We start from the raw sequence: 20261 nt of genomic DNA, 5'->3' as shown, positions 1-20261 counted from the left end.
GGATGGCAGATGGGGGAGGCTTTGTCTAGGATTATATTCCTCAGAGATCCCAGGGGCCGTCATCCCTTCCGCCTATGCCGTCATGCCCGGGCTTGGCCCGGGCATCCACGACCTGGAATGAGCGACAACGTGAAACGAGAAAGACGTGGATCCCCGGGCCAAGCCCGGGGATGACGTGGTCCCTGTTCCGACATCGTGATCCCGGACGGCCATCAGGCCTATGCGCACAAATATCGGGAAGCGATCCCGGCTCTCGCTGCGCGGAGCCTGCCCTTGGGCTTACCCAAGGCAAGACCCGGGGGCCGGATGACGATGGAGAGAAGGCAGCCTACTCCGCCGCGTCCACGCCGGCGGCCGCCGCGCTCGCGCCGACGCCGAAACGACGCGCAACATAGTCCTCGACGATCTTCTTGAAGTCCTCGCGCAGGGTCGGGCCGCGCAGGGTCATGGCCTTCTTGCCGTCGAGATAGACCGGGGCGGTGGGGAACTCGCCGGTGCCGGGCAGGGAGATGCCGATGTCGGCGTGCTTGCTTTCGCCTGGGCCGTTAACAATGCAGCCCATCACCGCGACGTTCAGCGTCTCGACGCCGGGATAGTGCTTCTTCCATTCGGGCATGGAGGTGCGGATGAAGTCCTGCACCTCGAAGGCGAGTTCCTGGAAGGTGGTGGAGGTGGTGCGCCCGCAGCCGGGGCAGGCGGCGACCAGCGGCACGAAGGTGCGCAGGCCCATGGTCTGCAGCATCTCCTGCGCCACCGTCACCTCGCGGGTGCGGTCGCCGCCGGGCTCGGGGGTGAGCGAGACCCGGATGGTGTCGCCGATGCCTTGCTGCAGCAAGACACCCATGGCGGCGGTCGAGGCGACGATGCCCTTCGAGCCCATGCCCGCCTCGGTGAGGCCGAGATGCAGCGCATAGTCGGCACGACGGGCGAGCTCGGCATAAACGGTGATCAGGTCCTGCACCGCCGAGACCTTGGCGGAGAGGATGATCTTCTCCTTCGGCAGGCCGATCTCCTCGGCGAGCGCCGCCGAGAGCAGGGCGGAGCGCACCAGCGCCTCGCGGGTGACCGCGCGGGCGTCCGCCGGGCGCGGGAGCTTGGCATTCTGGTCCATCAGCGCGGTGAGCAGGTCACCGTCGAGCGAGCCCCAGTTGGCGCCGATGCGCACCGGTTTGTCGTGCTTTATCGCCTGCTCGACGATGGTGGCGAAGTGACGGTCGCGCTTCTCGCCGAAGCCGACATTGCCCGGATTAATGCGGTACTTGTCGAGCGCCGCCGCGCAGTCCGGGAACTTCGTCAGCAGCAGATGGCCATTATAGTGGAAGTCGCCGACGATAGGGGTGTCGAGCCCCATCTTGAGCAGGCGCTCCTTGATCTCCGGCACGGCGGCGGCGGATTCGTCGCGGTCGACCGTGATGCGCACGATCTCCGAGCCGGCGCGGGCGAGCTGGGCGATCTGCAGCGCCGTGCCCGCCGCGTCGGCGGTGTCGGTATTGGTCATGGACTGCACGACGACCGGCGCGCCGCCGCCTACCATGACGCGGCCGACCTGCACGGGAACCGTCATGCGGCGCGGCGCCGGGCCGGCGGCTTCAAGCTCCGGGGCGACGATGGCCAGCATTAAATCCTCCTCACGCATGGCTTGAGCGGCTTTAGCACAAAGACGGCAATGTGAGTGTTTCGATTGCGTGACAAAACGCAGTCGAAACACTTAAATTAAAATTTACCTCGACATTTTAATTTTAACGTGAAACACTGTGTCCAGATTAGGAGGAACTGCGATGCATGATTTGGGGTTTAGAATTGAGACTGCTCGGAAAGCGAAAAATTTAACCAAATCAGCGCTGGCTGCGCAATTGGGCGTCAGCGTGACGGCTGTATGGAACTGGGAAAAGAATGGAGTACTCCCTCGTCGAGAAATGTTTGAAAAAATATCCGATGCATTGGGCATTAGCACCAGTGACATGTTCTCTTCTTACAGCACTGACTCTAGAGAAAATGATGGCAGAGAAAAGATACCTGATATAATTGAGGATGCTCGTCGACGAATTGCCGATGTTAGTGGCTATGCAATTGAAAATGTGAAATTGATCGTTCAATTTTCCTGACTTTGTTCATTTTCGACAGCGGGCGCAGGTGCCGACGATCTCGATCACCGGCGTGTGCGGCGTGAAGCCGGCGGCGCGGGTCGCCCAGGCGAGGTCGCGGCCGATGGCGTGCGAGGAAACCTCGGAGGTCAGCCCGCACTGCTCGCAGATCAGGAACACGATCACGTCATCGGCGCCGTGGTCGCGACCGCAGGCGATATAGGCGTTGCGGCTCTCGATGCGGTGGGCGAGGCCCTCCGACACCAGGAAATCCAGCGCGCGGTAGACCGACATGGGTGGCGGCTTCTCGCCAGACGCGCCGAGCCGCTCCACCAGCTCATAGGCGCCGAGCGGCACATGGCTGTCGGCCAGTTCCTCCAGCACGCGGCGGCGCAGCGGCGTGAGCCGCGCGCCGCGCTCGCCGCACGACGCCTCCGCCCGCGCCAGTGCGTCGGCGACGCAGGCGCTGTGGTCGTGGTCGTCGTGGTGGCGGCTCGTCATCGCGCAATCGTACTCCGCGGCTAGTAAACCGAAAACCATGTCCCGCATGTGACGTACGGATGACCGTGCGGAACGGCACAAGGGCTGTTTGCAGCGCACAAGACCGTGCTAGCCTGCGGTAAATGGGAACTCGAACGGCACGTCGCGAGACCCGGCGCAGGGCGCGCGTGCTTCCATCTCGTTGAGGAGCAGCTTCATGCTTAAGGGGAAGAACGCCGTCGTCACCGGGTCCACCAGCGGCATCGGCCTCGCCATCGCGCGCGGGCTCGCCGCCGAGGGCGTGAACATCACGCTGAACGGCTTCGGCGACGCCGGCGAGATCGAGAAGCTGCGCGCGGGGCTGGAGACCGAGTTCGGCATCAAGGCGGTCTATTCCGGTGCGGACCTCACCAAGGCGTCCGAATGCGCCGGCCTCGTCAAGTTCGGCGAGGAGAAGCTCGGCTCGGTCGACATCCTCGTCAACAATGCCGGCGTGCAGTACGTCTCGCCGGTCGAGGACTTCCCGGACGAGAAGTGGGACCTCATCATCGCGCTGAACCTTTCAGCCGCCTTCCACGCCATCAAGGCGGCGGTGCCGGGCATGAAGGCGCGCAAATGGGGGCGCATCATCAACACCGCGTCGGCCCACGCGCTGGTCGCCTCGCCCTTCAAGTCGGCCTATGTCTCGGCCAAGCACGGCATCGCAGGTCTCACCAAGACCATCGCGCTGGAGACGGCGACCTTCGGCATCACGGTGAACGCCATCTGCCCCGGCTATGTGTGGACGCCTCTCGTCGAGAAGCAGATCCCCGACACCGCCAAGGCGCGCGGCATCACCGAGGAGCAGGTGAAGGAGTTCCTGCTGGCGGAGCAGCCGACCAAGGAATTCGTCACCGTCGACCAGGTGGCGGCGCTCGCCGTGTTCCTGGCCGGCGAGAACGCCAAGTCGATCACCGGCTCGCTGCAGCAGATCGACGGCGGCTGGGTCGCCGAGTAGCGTTCGACAGGAGGCAGGCGCGTGGCGCAGACACCCAAGCCCCCGCGGTCCCCACGCAAGCCGGCCGGCAAGGCGTCGCCCGTGGAGGCCAAATCGGCGCCGGCCGTAGTCGAGGCCGCACCAGTGAAGCCGGCGCCTGCCAAGCCGGTAACGGGGAAGCCGGCCTCGGCCAAGTCTGCGGCCAAGCCCGCCGCTAAACCCTCCGTCGCATCGGCGAAGCCCGCCGCAGTGGCGGAGGCGGCCGTTCCGCCCGCGCCGAAGCCTGCGGCTTCCAAGGCCCGGCCGGCGGCGAAGGCTGCGACCAAGCCGTCATCCGCCAAGGCTGAACCTGCTTCTGCCAAGCCGTCGCCCGCCAAGCCGGCGCCGAAGAAGCCCGCTGCCAAAAGTTCCGCCAAGATCCCTGCGGCGGCGAAATCGACGCACGACCAGGCCAAGGCGGAAGCGGCGGCCGGTGCGCTCGCCACCCCGACCGGTAAGGGCGAGGTCAATCGCGACACCGACCATATCGAGGCCGTCGAGGCGGTGAAGGCGGCCCAGCCAGCGCTCAAGCCGATCAACCTCGCGCTGCAGGGCGGCGGCGCGCATGGCGCCTTCACCTGGGGCGTGCTCGACCGCCTCTTGGAAGACGGGCGCATCGCCATCGAAGGCATTTCCGGCACCAGCGCCGGGGCGATGAACGCGGCGGTGCTCGCCACCGGCCTCGCGCGCGGGGGCAACGAAGGCGGGCGCGAGGCGCTCAACCGCTACTGGCGCGACGTGTCCCGCGACGGGCGCGCCAGCCCGCTGCAACGCACGCTGCTCGACCGGCTGATGGGCAACTGGTCGCTCAACACCAACCCGGCCTATGTCGCCGTGGATGTGATGAGCCGCTTCTTCTCGCCCTACGACCTCAATCCGCTGAACATCAACCCGTTAATGGAGCTGATCGAGGAACATGTGGACTTCGCGGCGCTGCAATCCTGCCGCCATGTGCATGTCTTCGTCTCCGCCACCAACGTCCACACCGGCAAGGTGCGCGTCTTCGCCAAGCACGAACTGACCGCGCAGGCGATCATGGCCTCGGCCTGCCTGCCCTTCATGTTCCAGGCGGTGGAGATCGACGGCGTGCCCTATTGGGACGGCGGCTATATGGGAAATCCGGCGCTGTTTCCGTTCTACAACGCGGTGAAGACCGACGACATACTGCTCGTGCAGATCAACCCAATCATCCGCCGCGAGACGCCCAAGACCGCCCGCGATATCCAGAACCGGATGAACGAGATCACCTTCAACGCTTCGCTGCTCGCCCAGCTGCGCGCTGCCGAATTTGTCACGAGGCTGCTCAAGCACGGCAAGCTGAACCGCAAGGATGACGGCGTCGAGGGTTATCGCGACCTGCGCATTCATCGCATCGACGGGGCGGAGAAGCTGATCGAGCTCGATGCCTCGACCAAGATGAACGCGGAGTGGGAGTTCCTGCTCTATCTCCACGCCATCGGCCGCGAGGCGGCGGAAAATTTCCTCGAGAAGCACTTCGACAGCATCGGCGTGCGCTCGACGCTCGACGTGCATGAGGAGCTGACGCGGGGCTAGCTCTCGACGTCCCCTCCGCTTTGTGCTGTGACGGCGCGATGAGCCTCGCCGACACCGCTTCTCTCGACATCGCTGCCCGTGTGCTGCACCGCGACGGCATGATGCTGGTCATCGACAAGCCGGCGGGGCTGGCGGTCCATAAGGGGCCGAAAGGTGGCGAGACGCTGGCCGACCATCTCGACGCGCTGCGCTTCGGCCTGCCGAACGCGCCCGAGCTCGCCCATCGGCTCGACAAGGACACCTCCGGCTGCCTCGTGCTCGGCCGCCATCGCAAGGCGCTGGCCGATCTCGGCAAGGCATTCGCCGACGGCACGGTGGGCAAGACCTACATGGCGGTGGTGCGCGGCGTGCCGGCCGAGCCGCGCGGGCGGATCGAGCTGAAGCTGTCGAAACGCTCGCCGACCCGCGGCTGGTGGATGGCGGTCGACCCGAACGGGCAGGAAGCCATCAGCGAGTGGGAGACCATCGCGGCGGGGGAGGGGCTGGCCGTGCTGGTGTTGTCGCCGCTGACCGGGCGCACGCACCAGCTTCGCGTGCACATGAACGCCATCGGCCATCCCATCCTCGGCGACAGCATCTATGGCGGCGCCTCGCGCCTGCCGGGTGGGCCGATCCTGCACCTGCATTCGCGCCGCGTGGTGATCCCTCAGCGCAAGGGAGAGGCGATCGACGTGCGCGCGCCGCTGCCCCCGCACATCCGGGCGACCATCGAGCGCGCCGGCTTCGACCCCGCCGCGCTGGAGGCGGCGGCGGATGCGGTCGTCTTCACACGACGTGCAGGCCGGGCTTGAGGCTGCGGGCGAGCCGCGCGCCGAGTTGGCCGCAGCCGATCAGGCCCGGCGTCGGGTGGGTGATGATGTTGACCGGCGTGGCGACGAGGCGCGGCCCGTGCGGCGGGTGCTCCTCGAACATGGCGCGGAAGGGCGATTCCGCGAAGAACGGCGCCAGCCCCGCCGAGACGCCGCCGGCGAGATAGACGCCGCCGCGCGCATTGACGATGAGCGCGAGGTCGCCGGCGATGCGGCCGAACAGCTTCAGGAATACGTTGCAGGTCTCGCGCGCGGCCTCGTCACCCGCCTTGGCGGCGGCGATCACCGCCTCGGGTGTCAGCGCGGCGCCGGCGAGGATGCGGTGGATGCGGGCGAGGCCCGAGCCCGACAGCGCATGCTCCACCACGACGGGGCCGAGCTCGCGCACCAGATGGCCGAGCAGCAGCGCCTCCTCGGCATCCGCGGCGCCGAGGCGGGCGCGGCCGCCTTCGCCGGTGATGGCGTGGTGGCGGCCGGCGATCTTGACGATGCCGGCGACGCCGAAGCCGGTGCCGGGGCCGCAGACCAACATCGGCGCGCCCGGCTCGGCAAGGCCGCCGCCGACCGGCACGAGGTCGGAAGCGCCGAGCGCCGGCACGCCATGGGCGAGCGCCTCGAAATCGTTCACCGCGGCGAATTTCTGCCAGCCGAAATGCTTGCGCATGTCGCGCTTGGTGAAGCCCCAGTCGCGGTTGGTGAGCTTCACGCTCTCCTGGTCGGCTGGCCCGGCCACGGCAAGGACGGCGCCGCCGACCGCCGTGCGTGCGCCGGGGCCGCGCTGGTCGAGGTCGGCCGCGATCAGCTCCTTGAAGCCGGCGAAGTCGTCATTGCGGTGGATCTGGATGTCGCGCGGCACGCCGTCCGTGTCGACGACGGCGAGGCGGGAGGAGGTTCCGCCGATATCGGCGATCAGGATGAGATGGGGCATGGATCCAAATCTGCGGGACCGAAGCGGGCGGGAGTGGATAGGACCCAATCTCGCCCGCTTCCACAAGCCCCGGAGGGTCGCTTCGGTTTCGCTGTGGTTGCCTTCCTGATGCGGCGGGCCTATCGGCTTGCCGATGAACGCCGCCCCGCATCGCCCCCGCCGCCCCGAGAGACCCGCCCCGCGCCCGGCCGCACCCGGCCTTGCCGTCCGCCGCGCCGCGGCCGACGCGGTCGACGCCGTGCTGGAGAAGGGTCGGCCGCTGGAGGAGGCCCTGGAGCGGCTGACCCGCGAGCTCGACGAGCGCGACCGCGGCCTCGCTCGCATGATCGCGGCGACCGCGCTGCGCAAGTTCGGCACCCTGCGCGCGCTGATCGGCTCGCTGCTGGAGCGCGGCCTGCCGGAAAAGGCGGGGAGGGTGGAGACGCTGCTCGTCACCGGCGCGGCGCAGATCCTGTTCATGGACGTGCCCGACCACGCCGCGGTAGACACCAGCGTTGCGCTGGCGGCGGAGAGCCCGGCGAGCGCCGGCTTCAAGGGGCTGGTCAACGCCGTGCTGAGGCGGGTGGCGCGGGAGGGCAAGGCCATGCTCCCCGACGTGGCGGACCAGCCGCAATGGATGGTCGACGGCTGGACCGCCGCCTATGGCGGCAAGGATGCGCTGGCCATCGCCCATGCGCTCGCCAGCGAAGCGCCGCTCGACCTCACCGCCAAGGACGATGCCGCCGGATGGGCGGAAAAGCTCGGCGGAAAGCTGCTGTCGACCGGCTCGATCCGGCTGGTCGAGGCCGGCAACGTCACCGCGCTGCCGGGCTTCGAGGAAGGAGCGTGGTGGGTGCAGGACGCCGCCGCCGCGCTGCCGGCGCGGCTGCTGCACGCCAAGGCGGGCGAGACGATCGCCGATCTCTGCGCCGCGCCGGGCGGCAAGACCGCCCAGCTTGCCGCGACAGGGGCCGCCGTCACCGCGCTCGACCGCTCCGGCCAGCGGCTGAAAAGGCTCAAGCAGAACCTCGCGCGGCTCGGCCTCGATGCCGAGATCGTCGAGGCCGATGCGGCGGCGTGGAAAGGCGGGCCGTTCGACGGCGTGCTGATCGACGCCCCCTGCTCGGCGACCGGCACCATACGCCGCCATCCGGATGTCGCCTGGACCAAGGCGCCGGCCGATATCGCCAGCCTCGGCGCCCTTCAGGCGCGCATCCTCGCCAATGCCGCCGACCTGGTGAAGCCGGGCGGCGTGCTGGTCTATTCCACCTGCTCGCTGGAACCGGAGGAGGGCGAGAAGCAGGTCGAGGCGCTGCTCGCCGCGCGGCCCGATTTCGTGCGCGATCCGGTGGCGCCAGGCGAATGCGGTGTGGCCGCAGAGTGGATCAACGCCGCCGGCGAATTGCGCACCCTGCCGACTCACCTGCCCGATGCCGATCCGCGCTTTGCCGGCATCGACGGCTTCTTCGCCGCCCGGCTGCGCCGCAGGAAGTGAGTCCCGCCAAGGCTTTGCCGCCTCGGCTGGACGTGACCTCCCGCTTCGCTAAGATTCGCGGCCGGGAGGGTGGGTGATTCCCTGGGGTTTTTCTTCGCTTGGCGATTTCGAGAAGGATTGAGGCGCCCATGGCCCGCGACATCTACGCGGACCGCGCCCGTCTGGCGCTGTTCGCCACCGAATCCGGCTGGAGCGGCCTCGTGGCCCGCGCCATGGCGCAGCCGTGGTTTCACGGCTGGTTCCCCTGGCGCGTCGCCTCGGTGCCGGTGCCCTCGCGCCTGCTCATCGCGCCGCACGATCTGCGCACCGGCGATCCTGCCCGCGCCGGCGAATTCTATGCCGGGCGCTTCGCCTTCGCCGGCAAGCTGGCGCTGACCGAGGGCGTCTCGCCCTTCGAGATCGTGCCGCCCTCGCCGGAATGGGCGCGCGAACTGATGAGCTTCGGCTGGCTGCGCCATCTCCAGGCCGCCGGCACGCCGATCGCCCGGGCGCATGCGCGGGCGCTGGTCGGCGACTGGATCGCGCTGCGCGGCCCGCGCCTGCCGCAGGCGGCCGCGCCCGACGTCGCCGCACGGCGGGTCATGAGCTGGCTCACCCACTCGCCGTTGATCCTGCAGGACGCCGATCCGAGCTTCCACCGCCGCTTCATCCGCAGCCTCACCGGGCAGGTGCGCTACCTGAAGAGCGTCGGCACGAGCGCGCCAGACGGCCGGCCGCGCCTTGCCTGCGCGCTGGCGCTTTCCTTCGCCGGCCTGTGCATGGCCGACCAGGGGCGGCTGATGCGCACGGCGCAGAAGCGGCTGATCGAGGAACTCGACCGGCAGATCCTCGGCGATGGCGGCCATGCCGGGCGCAATCCGGGCACGCTGATCGACCTGCTGCTCGACTTATTGCCGCTGCGCCAGTGCTACAGCGCCCGCCATATCGCGCCGCCGCCGGCGCTGCTCAACGCCATCGACCGCATGATGCCGATGCTGCGCTTCTTCCGCCATGTCGACGGCGCCTTCGCGCTGTTCAACGGCATGGGGCCGACACCAGCGGACGCGCTCGCCACCGTGCTCGCCTATGACGATGCGCGCGGCCGGCCGGTGTCGAACGCGCCCTATTCCGGCTACCAGCGCATGGAGGCGGGCGGCACCGTGGTGATCGCCGACACCGGCGCCCCACCGCCCATCGGGCTGAGCCAGGAGGCGCATGCCGGCTGCCTGTCCTTCGAGATGTCGTCCGGCCGCCACCGCATCGTGGTCAATTGTGGCCTGCCCGCCACTGGCCGTGAGGAATGGCGCGGCGTAGCGCGCCAGACCGCCGCGCATTCCGCCGCCGTGGTCGAGGACGCTTCCTCCTGCCGCTTCGTCTCCGGCGGGGCGCTGACGCGGCTTTGCGGCACGCCGGTGCTGAGTGGGCCGAGCGAGATCCGCGTCGAGCGCGGCGAGCATGGCGGCGCCGACGTGCTGCTGGCGAGCCATGACGGCTATGCGGCGCGCTTCGGCGTCGTCCACCAGCGCTCCTGGCGGCTGTCGCCGGACGGCATGCGGATCGATGGCGAGGACCTGTTCCGCGTGGCGCAGGGCGAGGAATTCCCTTCCGACCAGCCCGGCCGCTACGCCATTCGCTTCCATTTGCACCCCTCGGTCGAGCCCTCGCGCGGCTCGGACGGGCAGACCGTGGTGCTGAAGCTCCCCGACGGCGACGACTGGGCCTTCACCGCCCCCGATTGCGCTGTTGTCATCGAGGAGAGCGTGTTCCTCGCCGGCGGCACCGGTCCGCGCCGCACCGAGCAACTCGTCATCGCCGGCCATGTGCGCGAGGCGCCACGCGTCGAATGGACCTTCGTCCGGCTGAAGGCGCTGCGGGGATAGCGTCATCCCGGCCGAGCGGAGCGAGAGCCGGGATCGCTCTTCATTCTGGTTACGATCCCGGATCGGCCTTTGGCCGCCCGGGATGACGGTTGGGAATGGTTCACGCGGCGGGCCAGACGTGATAGGGCGCTCACCTGTTTCCGCTCCAACGAACTGGCCTCCCCATGCCCGCTGATGTCCGCCCCATCGCCCGCGCTTTGCTCTCGGTCTCCGACAAGACCGGCCTCGTGGCCTTCGCCGAGCGGCTGGCGGCGCAGGGGGTGGAACTGATCTCCACCGGCGGCACCCGCAAGGCGCTCGCCGATGCCGGGCTGAAGGTCATGGACGTCGCCGACCTCACCGGTTTCCCGGAGATGATGGACGGGCGGGTGAAGACGCTGCATCCGCGCGTGCATGGCGGCATCCTCGCGGTGCGCGACGATGCCGGCCACCGCGCTTCGATGTCCGAGCACGGTATCGCCCCGATCGACCTCGTGGTGGTGAACCTCTATCCCTTCGAGGCCACCGTCGCGCGCGGCGCGAGCTACGAGGACTGCGTCGAGAACATCGATGTCGGCGGCCCGGCGATGATCCGCGCGGCGGCGAAGAACCATGCCGATGTCGCGGTCGTTGTCGACCCGGCGAGCTACGACCTCGTGCTGGCGGAGTTCGCCGCGCAGGGCGGCACGACGCTGGCGACCCGGCGCAAGCTGGCGCAGCTCGCCTTCGCCCGCACCGCCACCTATGACGCCGCCATCGCCAGCTGGTTCGCCAGCGTCGAGGGCACCTTCGCCCCCGATACCCGCGTCTTCGGCGGCACGCTCGCCGAGGCGCTGCGCTATGGCGAGAACCCGCACCAGGACGCCGCCTTCTATCTCGGGAGCTCGGCACGTGCCGGCGTCGCGACGGCGCGCCAGCTTCAGGGCAAGGCGCTCTCCTACAACAACCTCAACGACACCGACGCTGCCTTCGAGGCGGTGGCCGAGTTCGATCCCACCCGCACCGCGGCAGTGGTGATCGTCAAGCACGCAAATCCCTGCGGCGTCGCCGAGGGGGTGAATCTCGAGGAAGCCTACCGCAAGGCGCTGGCCTGCGACCCGACCTCGGCCTTCGGCGGCATCGTGGCGCTGAACCGCACGCTCGACGCCGAGGCGGCGCGTGCCATCGTCGAGATCTTCACCGAGGTGATCGTGGCGCCCGGCGCCACCGAGGAGGCGGTCGCCATTGTCGGGGCGAAGAAGAACCTGCGGCTGCTGGTGACCGGCGAACTGCCCGATCCGCGGGCGGGCGGCCTCGCCTTCAAGTCGCTGGCGGGCGGTTTCCTCGTGCAGTCGCGCGACAACGCGGTGGTCGACGACATGGAGCTGAAGGTCGTCACCAAGCGCGCCCCGACCAATGCCGAGCTGGCGGACATGGCCTTCGCCTTCCGCGTCGCCAAGCATGTGAAGTCGAACGCCATCGTCTATGCCAAGGACCTCGTGACGGTCGGCATCGGCGCGGGGCAGATGAGCCGGGTCGATTCGGCTCGCATCGCCGCCGCCAAGGCGCGCGAGGCGGCCGTTGCCGCGGGTCTGGCCGCGCCGCTGACCAAGGGCTCGGTGGTCGCGTCCGACGCCTTCTTCCCCTTCGCCGACGGGCTGCTGGTGGCTGTCGAGGCGGGGGCGACCGCGGTGATCCAGCCGGGCGGCTCGATGCGCGACAACGAGGTGATCGCCGCCGCCGACGAGGCCGGCCTCGCCATGGTATTCACCGGCGTGCGGCACTTCCGGCACTAGGCATCGCGCCGTCATCCCGTGATCGCACGATAAGTCTCATTGCGCCGTCATCCCTAGGCTTGGCCCGGGGATCCACGCCTTTGCCGCCGGCGTCACGAGCCCAAGACGTGGATGGCCGGGACAAGCCCGGCCATGACGTCGTTCAGATGGAAGCCGCTCAGAACCGGTAGGTCACGCCCACGCCGACCAGCCACGGGCTGAGCTTGGCGGTGCCGCTGACCGGCGTGCCGCCGACCACGGCGTCGAAGTCCGGCTCCAGGAAGAGCTTCTTGACGTCGACGTTGATGCCCCAGTGCTGGTCGAACATGTAGTCGAAGCCGGCCTGCAGCGCCCAGCCGAAGGTGTCCTTCACGTCGAGCGAATCCGCGGCGGAAGCGTTCTGGTCGAAGAAGAAGGTGTAGTTGATGCCGGCGCCGATATAGGGCTTGAAGGCGCCGAAATTGGTGAAGTGGTACTGCAGGGTCAGGGTCGGCGGCAGCGCCCAGACGTCGCCGATCTTGTTGAGGCTCGAAATGGTGCCGGAGCCGTCGATGTCGTGCGGCGTGACGCCGAGGATGAGCTCGGCGGCGAAGTTCTCGGTGAAGTAGTAGGTGATGTCGAGCTCGGGGACGATCGAATCCGAGTAGCTGAGGCCGGAGCCCGGTATCTGGCTCACATAGCCTTCGTCGTCGGTGATCACGCCCAGCGCGCGCACGCGGATCTGCCACGGGCTCGGCACCTCGACCACCGGCGCCTTGTAGACCGGTGTGGCGACGTCGGCCGCCATGGCCGGCGAGAGCGCGACCGGCGAGGCCGCCAGCGCGAGCAGCGCCGCCACGGGCGCGAGAAGCTTCACAGAAGCGGCTTGGTTGTTGGAAAGACCGGCGCGGTCCGTCGACATCGTGGAAATCCCCTTATTGCCCCAGCTCGGATCATCGTCCGGTTGCTGCACCGCAACCTGCGGCGGAAGGGGAAGGCGGCGCTTGATCCAGGTCAAAGGCGGGATTCGCGCGCGCCCTTGTGTAACCGTATTGCCACATGATGCTGGGCTGTCATCCGCCGGCAAGGTAGAGGATGCAGAAAAGACCCCAACCGGCCGCCATGAGCGGCGGCGCAAGAAATCGGGCGGGCAAGCGGGAGGACGATCATGGGCGTGGAAGGGTTTCTCTCCACCGAGGACGAACGCGCGGCACGGCAACTGGTCGAGCAGGCCGACCTGATCCTGCAGGCGACCGACGACAGCGTGCCGGGGCAGTTCGCCAGCCGGCTGTTCGGCCGGGCGGTGGCGGAGGATGTGCGGCTCTATACGGCGCACGAACTGGCCAGCCTGGCGCTCGGCGCCTATGGGCATCTCGCCGCGCGTCGGCCGGGGGCGCCCGACATCCGTGTCGAACTGCCGCGCCTGCCGGACGGCGAGGGCGAGCGGCTCGGCAAGGTCACGCTGATCGAGATCGTCAACGACGACATGCCCTTCCTGCTTGATTCGGTGATGGCGGCGCTGAACGCGCGCGGACTGACCGCCTCCTTCGTCGTGCATCCGATCTTCGGCGTCGAGCGCGACGCGGCCGGCGCGCTGGACGGGCTGACGCCCGCCGACATGCCGGTGGGGGCGCGCGCTCGCCGGGAGAGCCTGATCCAGATCCACATCCCGCGCATCGAGGACGAGGCGCAGCGCGCCGCGCTGGCCGAGGAGATCGGCGTCGTACTCGGCCAGGTGCGCCGGGCGGTGGCGGACTGGAAGCCGATGATGGAGCAGGTCCAGGGCGCCCTGGCGGACCTCGCCAACGCACCCGCCAAGGTGCCGGCCGAGGAGGTCGAGGAGGCGGTCGCTCTGCTCGAATGGCTGCTGGACGGCAATTTCACTTTCCTTGGCAGCCGCAATTACGACGCGCGCGAAGGCGCCGGCGGCCGGCTCGCCTTCGACCGCCGCATGGAGGACGCGCTCGGCGTGCTGGCGGATGAGGAGTTCCGCCTGTTCCGCCGCGCCAGCGATCCGCGCGCGGTCAGCATGGATCTCAGCGAGGTGCTCGCGGAGGAGACGCCGCTCATCGTCGTCAAGTCGCGCACCGTCTCCTATGTGCACCGGCGGGCCTGGATCGATGTGGTGGTAGTCAAGCGCTACGACGCCGAGGGGCGCGTCGTCGGCGGGCTGTGCGTCGCCGGCCTGTTCACCAACACCGCCTATGCCGAATCGGTCCGCGCCATCCCGCTGGTGCGGCAGAAGGTGGCCGGCGTGCTGGTCCGCGCCGGCTTCGTGCCGGAGAGCCATTCCGGCCGCGCGCTGGTGAAGGTGCTGGAGCTGTTCCCGCGCGATGACCTGTTCCAGATCGACCCGGCGACGCTGTTCCAGTTCTCCATGGCGATCCTCCAGCTCGACGAGCACCCGCGCGTGCGCGTGCTCGCCTGGCGCGAGCGCTTCGAGCGCTTCGTCTCGGTGCTGGTCTTCGTGCCGCGCGACCGCTACGGCTCGGAGGTACGCGAGCGCATCGGCCGGCTGCTGGAGGCGAGCTTCGGCGGGCAGGTGGCGGCGTTCCGGCCGCTCTTCGTGGAAGGGCCGCTGACCCGCGTGCATTTCATCGTCGAGCAGACTGGCGCACCGGTGCGCGAGGTCGGCCGCATCGAACTGGAAGATGCCGTCGCCGGCATCATCCGCACCTGGGGCGACGCCTTCGCCGCGGCGCTCGGCCTCGTCTTCCCGCCGGCGCAGGCGACCGCGCTGGCGAGGCGCTACAGTGAGGCCTTTCCCGTCGGCTACCAGAGCAGCTACACGCCCGAGGAGGCGCTGGCCGACCTCAGGCTGATCGAGCGGCTGAGCGCCCAGCACTCCGTCGCCGCCGACTTCGCCCGCGCGCCGTCCGTGCCGGGACGCGAGCGCGTCGCACTGAAGGTGCTGAGCTACGAGGTGCCGCGCCTGCTCTCCGAGCGGGTGCCGATGCTGGAGGCTATGGGCTTCGTCGTGGTGGACGAGCGCACCTTCACCGTTCGGCCCGAGGGCACGCCGCCGGTCTATGTCCACGACATGGTGCTCGGCCGGCGCGGCGGCGGCGAGATCGCACTCGACGTGCTGGAAGGGCGCCTGCACTCGACGCTGATGGCGGTGCTGCGCGGGACGGCGGAGAACGACGGCTTCAACGCGCTGGCGCTGAATGCGCGGCTCGGCTGGCGCGACATCGCGCTGCTGCGCACGCTGGCGCGCTATCTGCGGCAGATCGGCGTGCCGTTCAGCCAGGACTATCTCTGGGCGACGCTCAACGCGCATCCCGCCATCGTCGACCGGCTGGTGGCGCTGTTCCATGCCCGCTTCGACGTGGAGCAGCCCGAGCAGCGGGAGGAGCGGCAGGCGGCGATCCGCGAGGAGATCGAGGCGGCGCTCGCCGAGGTGCAGAGCCTCGACGAGGACCGCATCCTGCGCCGCTTCGCCAACCTCATCGAGGCGGCGGTGCGCACCAATTTCCACCAGCGTGGCGAGGATGGCGGCTTCCGTCCGACCATCGCCATCAAGTTCCTCAGCCACAAGGTAGAAGGGCTGCCGCTGCCGCGCCCGCTGTTCGAGATCTTCGTGCATTCCCCGCGCGTGGAAGGCATCCATCTGCGCTTCGGCCGGGTGGCGCGCGGCGGCCTGCGCTGGTCCGACCGGCCGCAGGACTTCCGCACCGAGGTGCTGGGGCTCGTCAAGGCGCAGCAGGTGAAGAACGCGGTCATCGTGCCGGTCGGCGCCAAGGGCGGCTTCGTGCCGGCGCAGCTTCCCACCGGTCCGCGCGAGGCGATCCAGGCCGAGGGCGTGGAGGCCTACAAGCTGTTCATCTCCAGCCTGCTCGACGTCACCGACAACATTGACGGCGGCGCCATCGTGCCCCCACCGCAGACCGTGCGCCATGACGAGGACGACCCCTATCTCGTCGTCGCCGCCGACAAGGGCACGGCGACCTTCTCCGACACCGCCAATGCGCTGTCGCAGGCGCGCGGCTTCTGGCTCGGCGACGCCTTCGCGTCAGGAGGCTCGGTCGGCTACGACCACAAGGCGATGGGCATCACCGCGCGCGGCGCCTGGGAGGCAGTGCGCCGGCATTTCCGCGAGATGGATGTCGACATCCGCGTGACGCCCTTCACCGTGGTCGGCGTCGGAGACATGTCGGGCGACGTGTTCGGCAACGGCATGATGCTGGAGAACACCATCAAGCTGGTGGCCGCCTTCGACCACCGCGATATCTTCCTCGATCCGAACCCCGACCCGCTCCTCTCGCTCGCGGAGCGCCAGCGGCTGTTCGCCCTGCCGCGTTCCTCTTGGCAGGACTACGACAAGTCGCTGATCTCGGCGGGCGGCGGCGTGTTCCCGCGCACGGCCAAGAGCATCGCGCTCAGCCCGGCGATCCGCGAGGTGCTCGGCTTCGACAAGAGCTCGGCCTCGCCCGCCGAGGTGATCAGCGCGATCCTGCGCGCGCCCGTCGACCTGCTCTGGTTCGGCGGCATCGGCACCTATGTCCGCGCATTGAACGAGACCGACGCGCAGGTCGGCGACCGCGCCAACGACGCGATCCGTATCGCCGGCGCCGAGGTGCGCGCCAAGGCAATCGGCGAGGGGGCCAATCTCGGCGTCACCCAGCGCGGACGCATCGAGGCTGCGCGGCGGGGCGTGCGGCTCAACACCGACGCCATCGACAACTCGGCCGGCGTGAACACCTCCGACGTCGAGGTGAACATCAAGATCGCCCTCGGGCCGGCGGTGCGCGAGGGGCAGCTCGACGCCGAGCGCCGCGCCGAGCTGCTGGCGAGCATGACCGACGAGGTCGCCGAGCTCGTGCTGGGCAACAACTACCTGCAGACGCTGGCGCTTTCGCTCGCCGAGCGGCGCAGCCTCGACGAGGCCGGTTTCCTGCAGCGGCTGATGCAGCGGCTGGAGGCGCGCGACCTGCTCGACCGGGCGGTGGAGTTCCTGCCCTCCGACGCCGAGCTCAATGAGCGGCGCGGCCGCGGCGAGGCGCTGACGCGGCCGGAGCTCGCGGTGCTGCTCGCCTATGCCAAGCTCACTGCCCATTCCGACCTGCTCGATACCGACGTGCCGGACGATCCCTATCTCGCCCGCGAGCTCGCCGCCTATTTCCCGCCGGAGCTGCGCGAGCGCTTCCCGGAGGGGATCGAGCAGCATCGCCTGCGGCGCGACATCATCGCCACGCGGCTGTCCAACGCCATGATCAACCATGGCGGGCCGACCTTTGTCGCTCGCCTCGCTGACGAGACCGGCGCCACGGTGGGCGCCATCGCCAAGGCCTTCGCCGCCGTGCGCGACGGCTTCGGCCTGAACGGGCTGAACGAGGAGATCGATGCGCTCGATGGCGTGGTGCCGGGCTCGGTGCAGCTCGACCTCTACGGCGTCGTGCAGGACATGCTGCTCGACCGCTCCGTGTGGTTCCTGCGCAATGTCGACCTGCTTTCCAGTCTCGACGAACTGGTCGCGCACTATGCTGCGGGTATCGCCCCGGTGGAGACGGTGCTCTCCGGGCCGGTGCGCGAATTGCTGCCGGAGGAGACGCGCGGGCTGCATGATGCGCGCGTGGCGCAATGGACCCAGGCCGGCGTGCCGGAGGGGCTGGCGCGCCGCATTGCCCGGCTGCCGGCGGTCGAGAACGCCACTGACATCGTGCTGATCGCCGACCGGACGAAGGCGTCGATCAGCGACGTCGCCGTGACCTTCTTCGCGGTCGGCCTCTTGTTCCGGCTTGACCGCATCTTCGGCGCGGCGCGCACGCTGTCGGTGACGGATTATTACGACCGTCTCGCGCTGGAGCGGGCGCTCACCGCCTTCGAGATCGCGGTGCGGCGCCTCACCGCCGAGGTGATCGAGGCGCACGGGCCGGGGGTCGATGGCGTCACCGCCTGGGCCGCGGCGCGCGGCGAGGTGGTCGAGCGCGCACGCACCGGCGTGCACGAGATCGCCGCCTCCGGGCTTAGCGTTTCGAAGCTGTCGGTGGCGGCGAGCCTGATCGGCGATCTGGTGCGGGGGTAGTGCGGCTCTTGCTGATTGGCGTCATCCCGGACGGCCGAAGGCCGATCCGGGATCGTCATCGGAATGGAGAGCGATCCCGGCTCTCGCTACGCTTCGGCCGGATGACGCCGTATCCGGCCGGCTTCACGCCGCCGCGTGCTTCTTGTTCTGCCGCTGCGAGATCAGGTCCTGCACCACGGTGGGGTCAGCGAGCGTGGAGGTGTCGCCGAGATTGCCGAACTCGTCCTCGGCGATCTTGCGCAGGATGCGGCGCATGATCTTGCCCGAGCGCGTCTTCGGCAGGCTGGGGGCGAACTGGATGAGGTCGGGCGAGGCGATCGGGCCGATCTCCCGGCGTACCCAGGCGACCAACTCCTTGCGCAATTCCTCAGTCGGCTCGGCGCCAGCCATCAGCGTCACATAGGCGTAGATGCCCTGGCCCTTGATGTCGTGCGGATAGCCGACCACCGCCGCTTCCGACACCTTCGGATGGGCGACGAGGGCGCTCTCCACCTCGGCCGTGCCCATGCGGTGGCCAGAGACGTTGATCACGTCGTCGACGCGGCCGGTGATCCAATAATAGCCGTCCGAGTCGCGGCGGCAGCCGTCGCCGGTGAAATATTTGCCGGGGTAGGTGGCAAAGTAGGTCTGCATGAAGCGCTCATGGTCGCCATAGACTGTGCGCATTTGCCCGGGCCACGAGTCCGCGATGACGAGGTTGCCCTCGCAGGCGCCCTCCAGCACCCGGCCCTCGGCGTCCACCACCTGCGGGATCACGCCGAAGAAGGGCTGCGTCGCCGAGCCGGGCTTCAGCCGGGTGGCGCCGGGCAGCGGGGTGATCAGGATGCCGCCGGTCTCGGTCTGCCACCAGGTGTCGACGATGGGGCAGCGGTCCTCGCCGACCACGCGGTGATACCACTCCCACGCCTCCGGATTGATCGGCTCGCCGACCGAGCCGAGCAGGCGGAGCGACGCGCGGGACGTCTTCTTCACCGGCTCGTCGCCCGCCTGCATCAGCGCGCGGATGGCGGTCGGGGCGGTGTAGAAGATGTTGACCTTGTGCTTGTCGATCACCTCCCAGAAGCGGGAGTTGGACGGGTAGTTCGGCACGCCCTCGAACATCAGCGTGGTCGCGCCGTTGGCGAGCGGGCCGTAGACGATGTAGCTGTGCCCGGTCACCCAGCCGATGTCGGCGGTGCACCAGTAGACGTCGCCGTCATGGTAGTCGAACACGTATTGGTGCGTCATCGAGGCGTAGACGAGATAGCCGCCCGTCGTGTGCAGCACGCCCTTGGGCAGGCCGGTCGAGCCCGAGGTGTAGAGGATGAACAGCGGGTCCTCCGCGTTCATCGGCACGGCCGGGCACTCGCTGGTCACGAGGTCGGCGGCCTGATGGTACCAGACGTCGCGGCCGGGCTTCATGTCGACCTCGCCGCCCGTGCGCTTGACCACGATGACGTGGTCGATCTCGACATCGCTCACCTTGGCGATGGCGGCGTCGACATTGGCCTTGAGCGGCACCTTGCGGCCGCCGCGCAGGCCCTCGTCGGCGGTGATGATCACCTTGGAGCCGCAGTCGCGAATGCGCCCGGCCAAGCTGTCGGGAGAAAACCCGCCGAAAACAACGGAGTGGATGGCGCCGAGCCGCGCGCAGGCCAGCATCGCATAGGCCGCCTCGGGGATCATCGGCATGTAGATCGTGACGCGGTCGCCCTTCTCCACATTGCGGTTGCGCAGCACGTTGGCGAAGCGGCAGACCTCGTCATGCAGCTCCTGATAGGTGATGTGCCTGGACTGCGAGGGGTCGTCGCCTTCCCAGATGATGGCGGTCTGGTCGGCGAGGCGCGGCAGATGGCGGTCGATGCAGTTCCAGGCGACGTTGGTCACGCCGTCCTCGAACCATTTGATCGAGACGTGGCCGGGGTCGTAGGAGGTGTTCTTGACAATGGTATAGGGCTCGAACCACTCGATGCGCTTGCCTTCCTCGGCCCAGAAACCTTCCGTATCACGCACGGAGGCTTCGTACTTCGCGCGATAGGCATGCTCGTTCAGGAAAGCGCGCTTGGCCCATTCTGCGGGAACGTCGTAGATCTTGTCGGACATGGCGTTTCTTCCCCTGCGGCAGGCGCTGTTGCGCCTCTCTGGTTCGGGCGGATTATGCGGACGTGGCCCCGGCGCGACAAGGACGCCAGCGCGCGACTTTGGTCGGTATGTAGTTGCCCGGAGGGTTGCCCGCCGACTTCAAGGGTCTGATCCGCAATGCGTCCTCATCCTGAGGTGCGAGCGTTAGCGAGCCTCGAAGGATGCTGGTTACAGCGCGCCCGGACGAGCATCCTTCGAGG

13 protein-coding genes are annotated in these 20261 nt (G+C 68.7%); 8 read left to right on the top strand and 5 right to left on the bottom strand.

Going from position 1 to position 20261, the window contains the following annotated elements:
- Nucleotides 1–328: 328 nt before the first annotated feature.
- On the bottom strand, nt 329–1618 hold the full coding sequence (ispG, locus tag SNOV_RS14045; RefSeq protein WP_013167615.1) for a flavodoxin-dependent (E)-4-hydroxy-3-methylbut-2-enyl-diphosphate synthase: 1290 nt from the start codon (nt 1616–1618) through the stop codon (nt 329–331).
- Nucleotides 1619–1778: 160 nt separating this feature from the next.
- Here ispG and SNOV_RS23065 point away from each other — a divergent pair, with 160 nt between their 5' ends.
- A complete protein-coding gene (locus SNOV_RS23065; RefSeq protein ID WP_081440981.1) occupies nt 1779–2105 on the top strand; it encodes a helix-turn-helix domain-containing protein in 327 nt (108 codons plus the stop codon).
- A gap of 6 nt (nt 2106–2111) precedes the next feature.
- Here the strand turns inward: SNOV_RS23065 and SNOV_RS14040 are convergent, their stop codons facing one another.
- Entirely contained in the window at nt 2112–2585 is a 474-nt protein-coding gene (locus SNOV_RS14040; RefSeq protein ID WP_041782282.1) for a Fur family transcriptional regulator, read from the bottom strand.
- 196 nt (nt 2586–2781) lie between these two features.
- Between SNOV_RS14040 and SNOV_RS14035 the strand changes: the two genes are divergently transcribed.
- From SNOV_RS14035 to SNOV_RS14025, 3 genes are all read left to right on the top strand, one after another.
- Nucleotides 2782–3561, top strand: coding sequence for a 3-hydroxybutyrate dehydrogenase (locus SNOV_RS14035; protein ID WP_013167613.1), 780 nt, complete (start codon nt 2782–2784; stop codon nt 3559–3561).
- 81 nt (nt 3562–3642) lie between these two features.
- Complete coding sequence (locus SNOV_RS14030; RefSeq protein ID WP_244412760.1) at nt 3643–5133, top strand: patatin-like phospholipase family protein; 1491 nt, start codon at nt 3643–3645, stop codon at nt 5131–5133.
- Nucleotides 5134–5171: 38 nt separating this feature from the next.
- Nucleotides 5172–5924: an RluA family pseudouridine synthase gene (locus SNOV_RS14025; protein WP_013167611.1), complete on the top strand. Its 753-nt coding sequence runs from the start codon at nt 5172–5174 to the stop codon at nt 5922–5924.
- Here the strand turns inward: SNOV_RS14025 and SNOV_RS14020 are convergent.
- Nucleotides 5899–6870 (bottom strand): glucokinase, encoded by a 972-nt coding sequence (locus tag SNOV_RS14020; RefSeq protein WP_013167610.1) that lies wholly within the window; start codon nt 6868–6870, stop codon nt 5899–5901. The two genes, SNOV_RS14025 and SNOV_RS14020, sit on opposite strands and share 26 nt — an antisense overlap.
- A 133-nt stretch (nt 6871–7003) precedes the next feature.
- Between SNOV_RS14020 and rsmB the strand changes: the two genes are divergently transcribed.
- The 3 genes from rsmB to purH all read left to right on the top strand — a co-directional run bounded on the left by rsmB (nt 7004) and on the right by purH (nt 11957).
- Entirely contained in the window at nt 7004–8344 is a 1341-nt protein-coding gene (gene rsmB, locus SNOV_RS14015; RefSeq protein ID WP_013167609.1) for a 16S rRNA (cytosine(967)-C(5))-methyltransferase RsmB, read from the top strand.
- Nucleotides 8345–8472: 128 nt separating this feature from the next.
- Entirely contained in the window at nt 8473–10203 is a 1731-nt protein-coding gene (locus tag SNOV_RS14010; RefSeq protein ID WP_013167608.1) for a heparinase II/III family protein, read from the top strand.
- Between the two features lie 164 nt (nt 10204–10367).
- On the top strand, nt 10368–11957 hold the full coding sequence (gene purH / locus SNOV_RS14005; protein ID WP_013167607.1) for a bifunctional phosphoribosylaminoimidazolecarboxamide formyltransferase/IMP cyclohydrolase: 1590 nt from the start codon (nt 10368–10370) through the stop codon (nt 11955–11957).
- 157 nt (nt 11958–12114) lie between these two features.
- Here purH and SNOV_RS14000 read toward each other — a convergent pair whose 3' ends face one another.
- Nucleotides 12115–12837 carry an OmpW/AlkL family protein gene (locus SNOV_RS14000; RefSeq protein WP_013167606.1) on the bottom strand — a complete coding sequence of 241 codons (723 nt, stop codon included), beginning with the start codon at nt 12835–12837 and terminating at the stop codon, nt 12115–12117.
- Nucleotides 12838–13083: 246 nt separating this feature from the next.
- Between SNOV_RS14000 and SNOV_RS13995 the strand changes: the two genes are divergently transcribed.
- Complete coding sequence (locus SNOV_RS13995) at nt 13084–17940, top strand: NAD-glutamate dehydrogenase (RefSeq protein WP_013167605.1); 4857 nt, start codon at nt 13084–13086, stop codon at nt 17938–17940.
- Nucleotides 17941–18063: 123 nt separating this feature from the next.
- On the opposite strand, the gene acs is transcribed toward SNOV_RS13995, so the two are convergent.
- Nucleotides 18064–20022 (bottom strand): acetate--CoA ligase, encoded by a 1959-nt coding sequence (gene acs, locus SNOV_RS13990; protein ID WP_013167604.1) that lies wholly within the window; start codon nt 20020–20022, stop codon nt 18064–18066.
- Nucleotides 20023–20261: the final 239 nt, after the last annotated feature.

The sequence above is a fragment of the Ancylobacter novellus DSM 506 genome, assembly GCF_000092925.1.
In the GTDB taxonomy this organism is placed as follows: domain Bacteria; phylum Pseudomonadota; class Alphaproteobacteria; order Rhizobiales; family Xanthobacteraceae; genus Ancylobacter; species Ancylobacter novellus.
This window is presented reverse-complemented; position numbering and strand designations above follow the sequence as displayed.

Bases quoted from the DNA above. Each gene is read 5' to 3' on its own strand.
- ispG (WP_013167615.1), bottom strand. From the start codon at position 1,618: ATGCTGGCCATCGTCGCCCCGGAGCTTGAAGCCGCCGGCCCGGCGCCG.
- acs (WP_013167604.1), bottom strand. From the start codon at position 20,022: ATGTCCGACAAGATCTACGACGTTCCCGCAGAATGGGCCAAGCGCGCT.
- SNOV_RS14010 (WP_013167608.1), top strand. From the start codon at position 8,473: ATGGCCCGCGACATCTACGCGGACCGCGCCCGTCTGGCGCTGTTCGCC.
- SNOV_RS23065 (WP_081440981.1), top strand. From the start codon at position 1,779: ATGCATGATTTGGGGTTTAGAATTGAGACTGCTCGGAAAGCGAAAAAT.
- rsmB (WP_013167609.1), top strand. From the start codon at position 7,004: ATGAACGCCGCCCCGCATCGCCCCCGCCGCCCCGAGAGACCCGCCCCG.
- SNOV_RS14040 (WP_041782282.1), bottom strand. From the start codon at position 2,585: ATGACGAGCCGCCACCACGACGACCACGACCACAGCGCCTGCGTCGCC.
- SNOV_RS13995 (WP_013167605.1), top strand. From the start codon at position 13,084: ATGGGCGTGGAAGGGTTTCTCTCCACCGAGGACGAACGCGCGGCACGG.
- SNOV_RS14035 (WP_013167613.1), top strand. From the start codon at position 2,782: ATGCTTAAGGGGAAGAACGCCGTCGTCACCGGGTCCACCAGCGGCATC.
- purH (WP_013167607.1), top strand. From the start codon at position 10,368: ATGCCCGCTGATGTCCGCCCCATCGCCCGCGCTTTGCTCTCGGTCTCC.
- SNOV_RS14025 (WP_013167611.1), top strand. From the start codon at position 5,172: ATGAGCCTCGCCGACACCGCTTCTCTCGACATCGCTGCCCGTGTGCTG.
- SNOV_RS14020 (WP_013167610.1), bottom strand. From the start codon at position 6,870: ATGCCCCATCTCATCCTGATCGCCGATATCGGCGGAACCTCCTCCCGC.
- SNOV_RS14000 (WP_013167606.1), bottom strand. From the start codon at position 12,837: ATGTCGACGGACCGCGCCGGTCTTTCCAACAACCAAGCCGCTTCTGTG.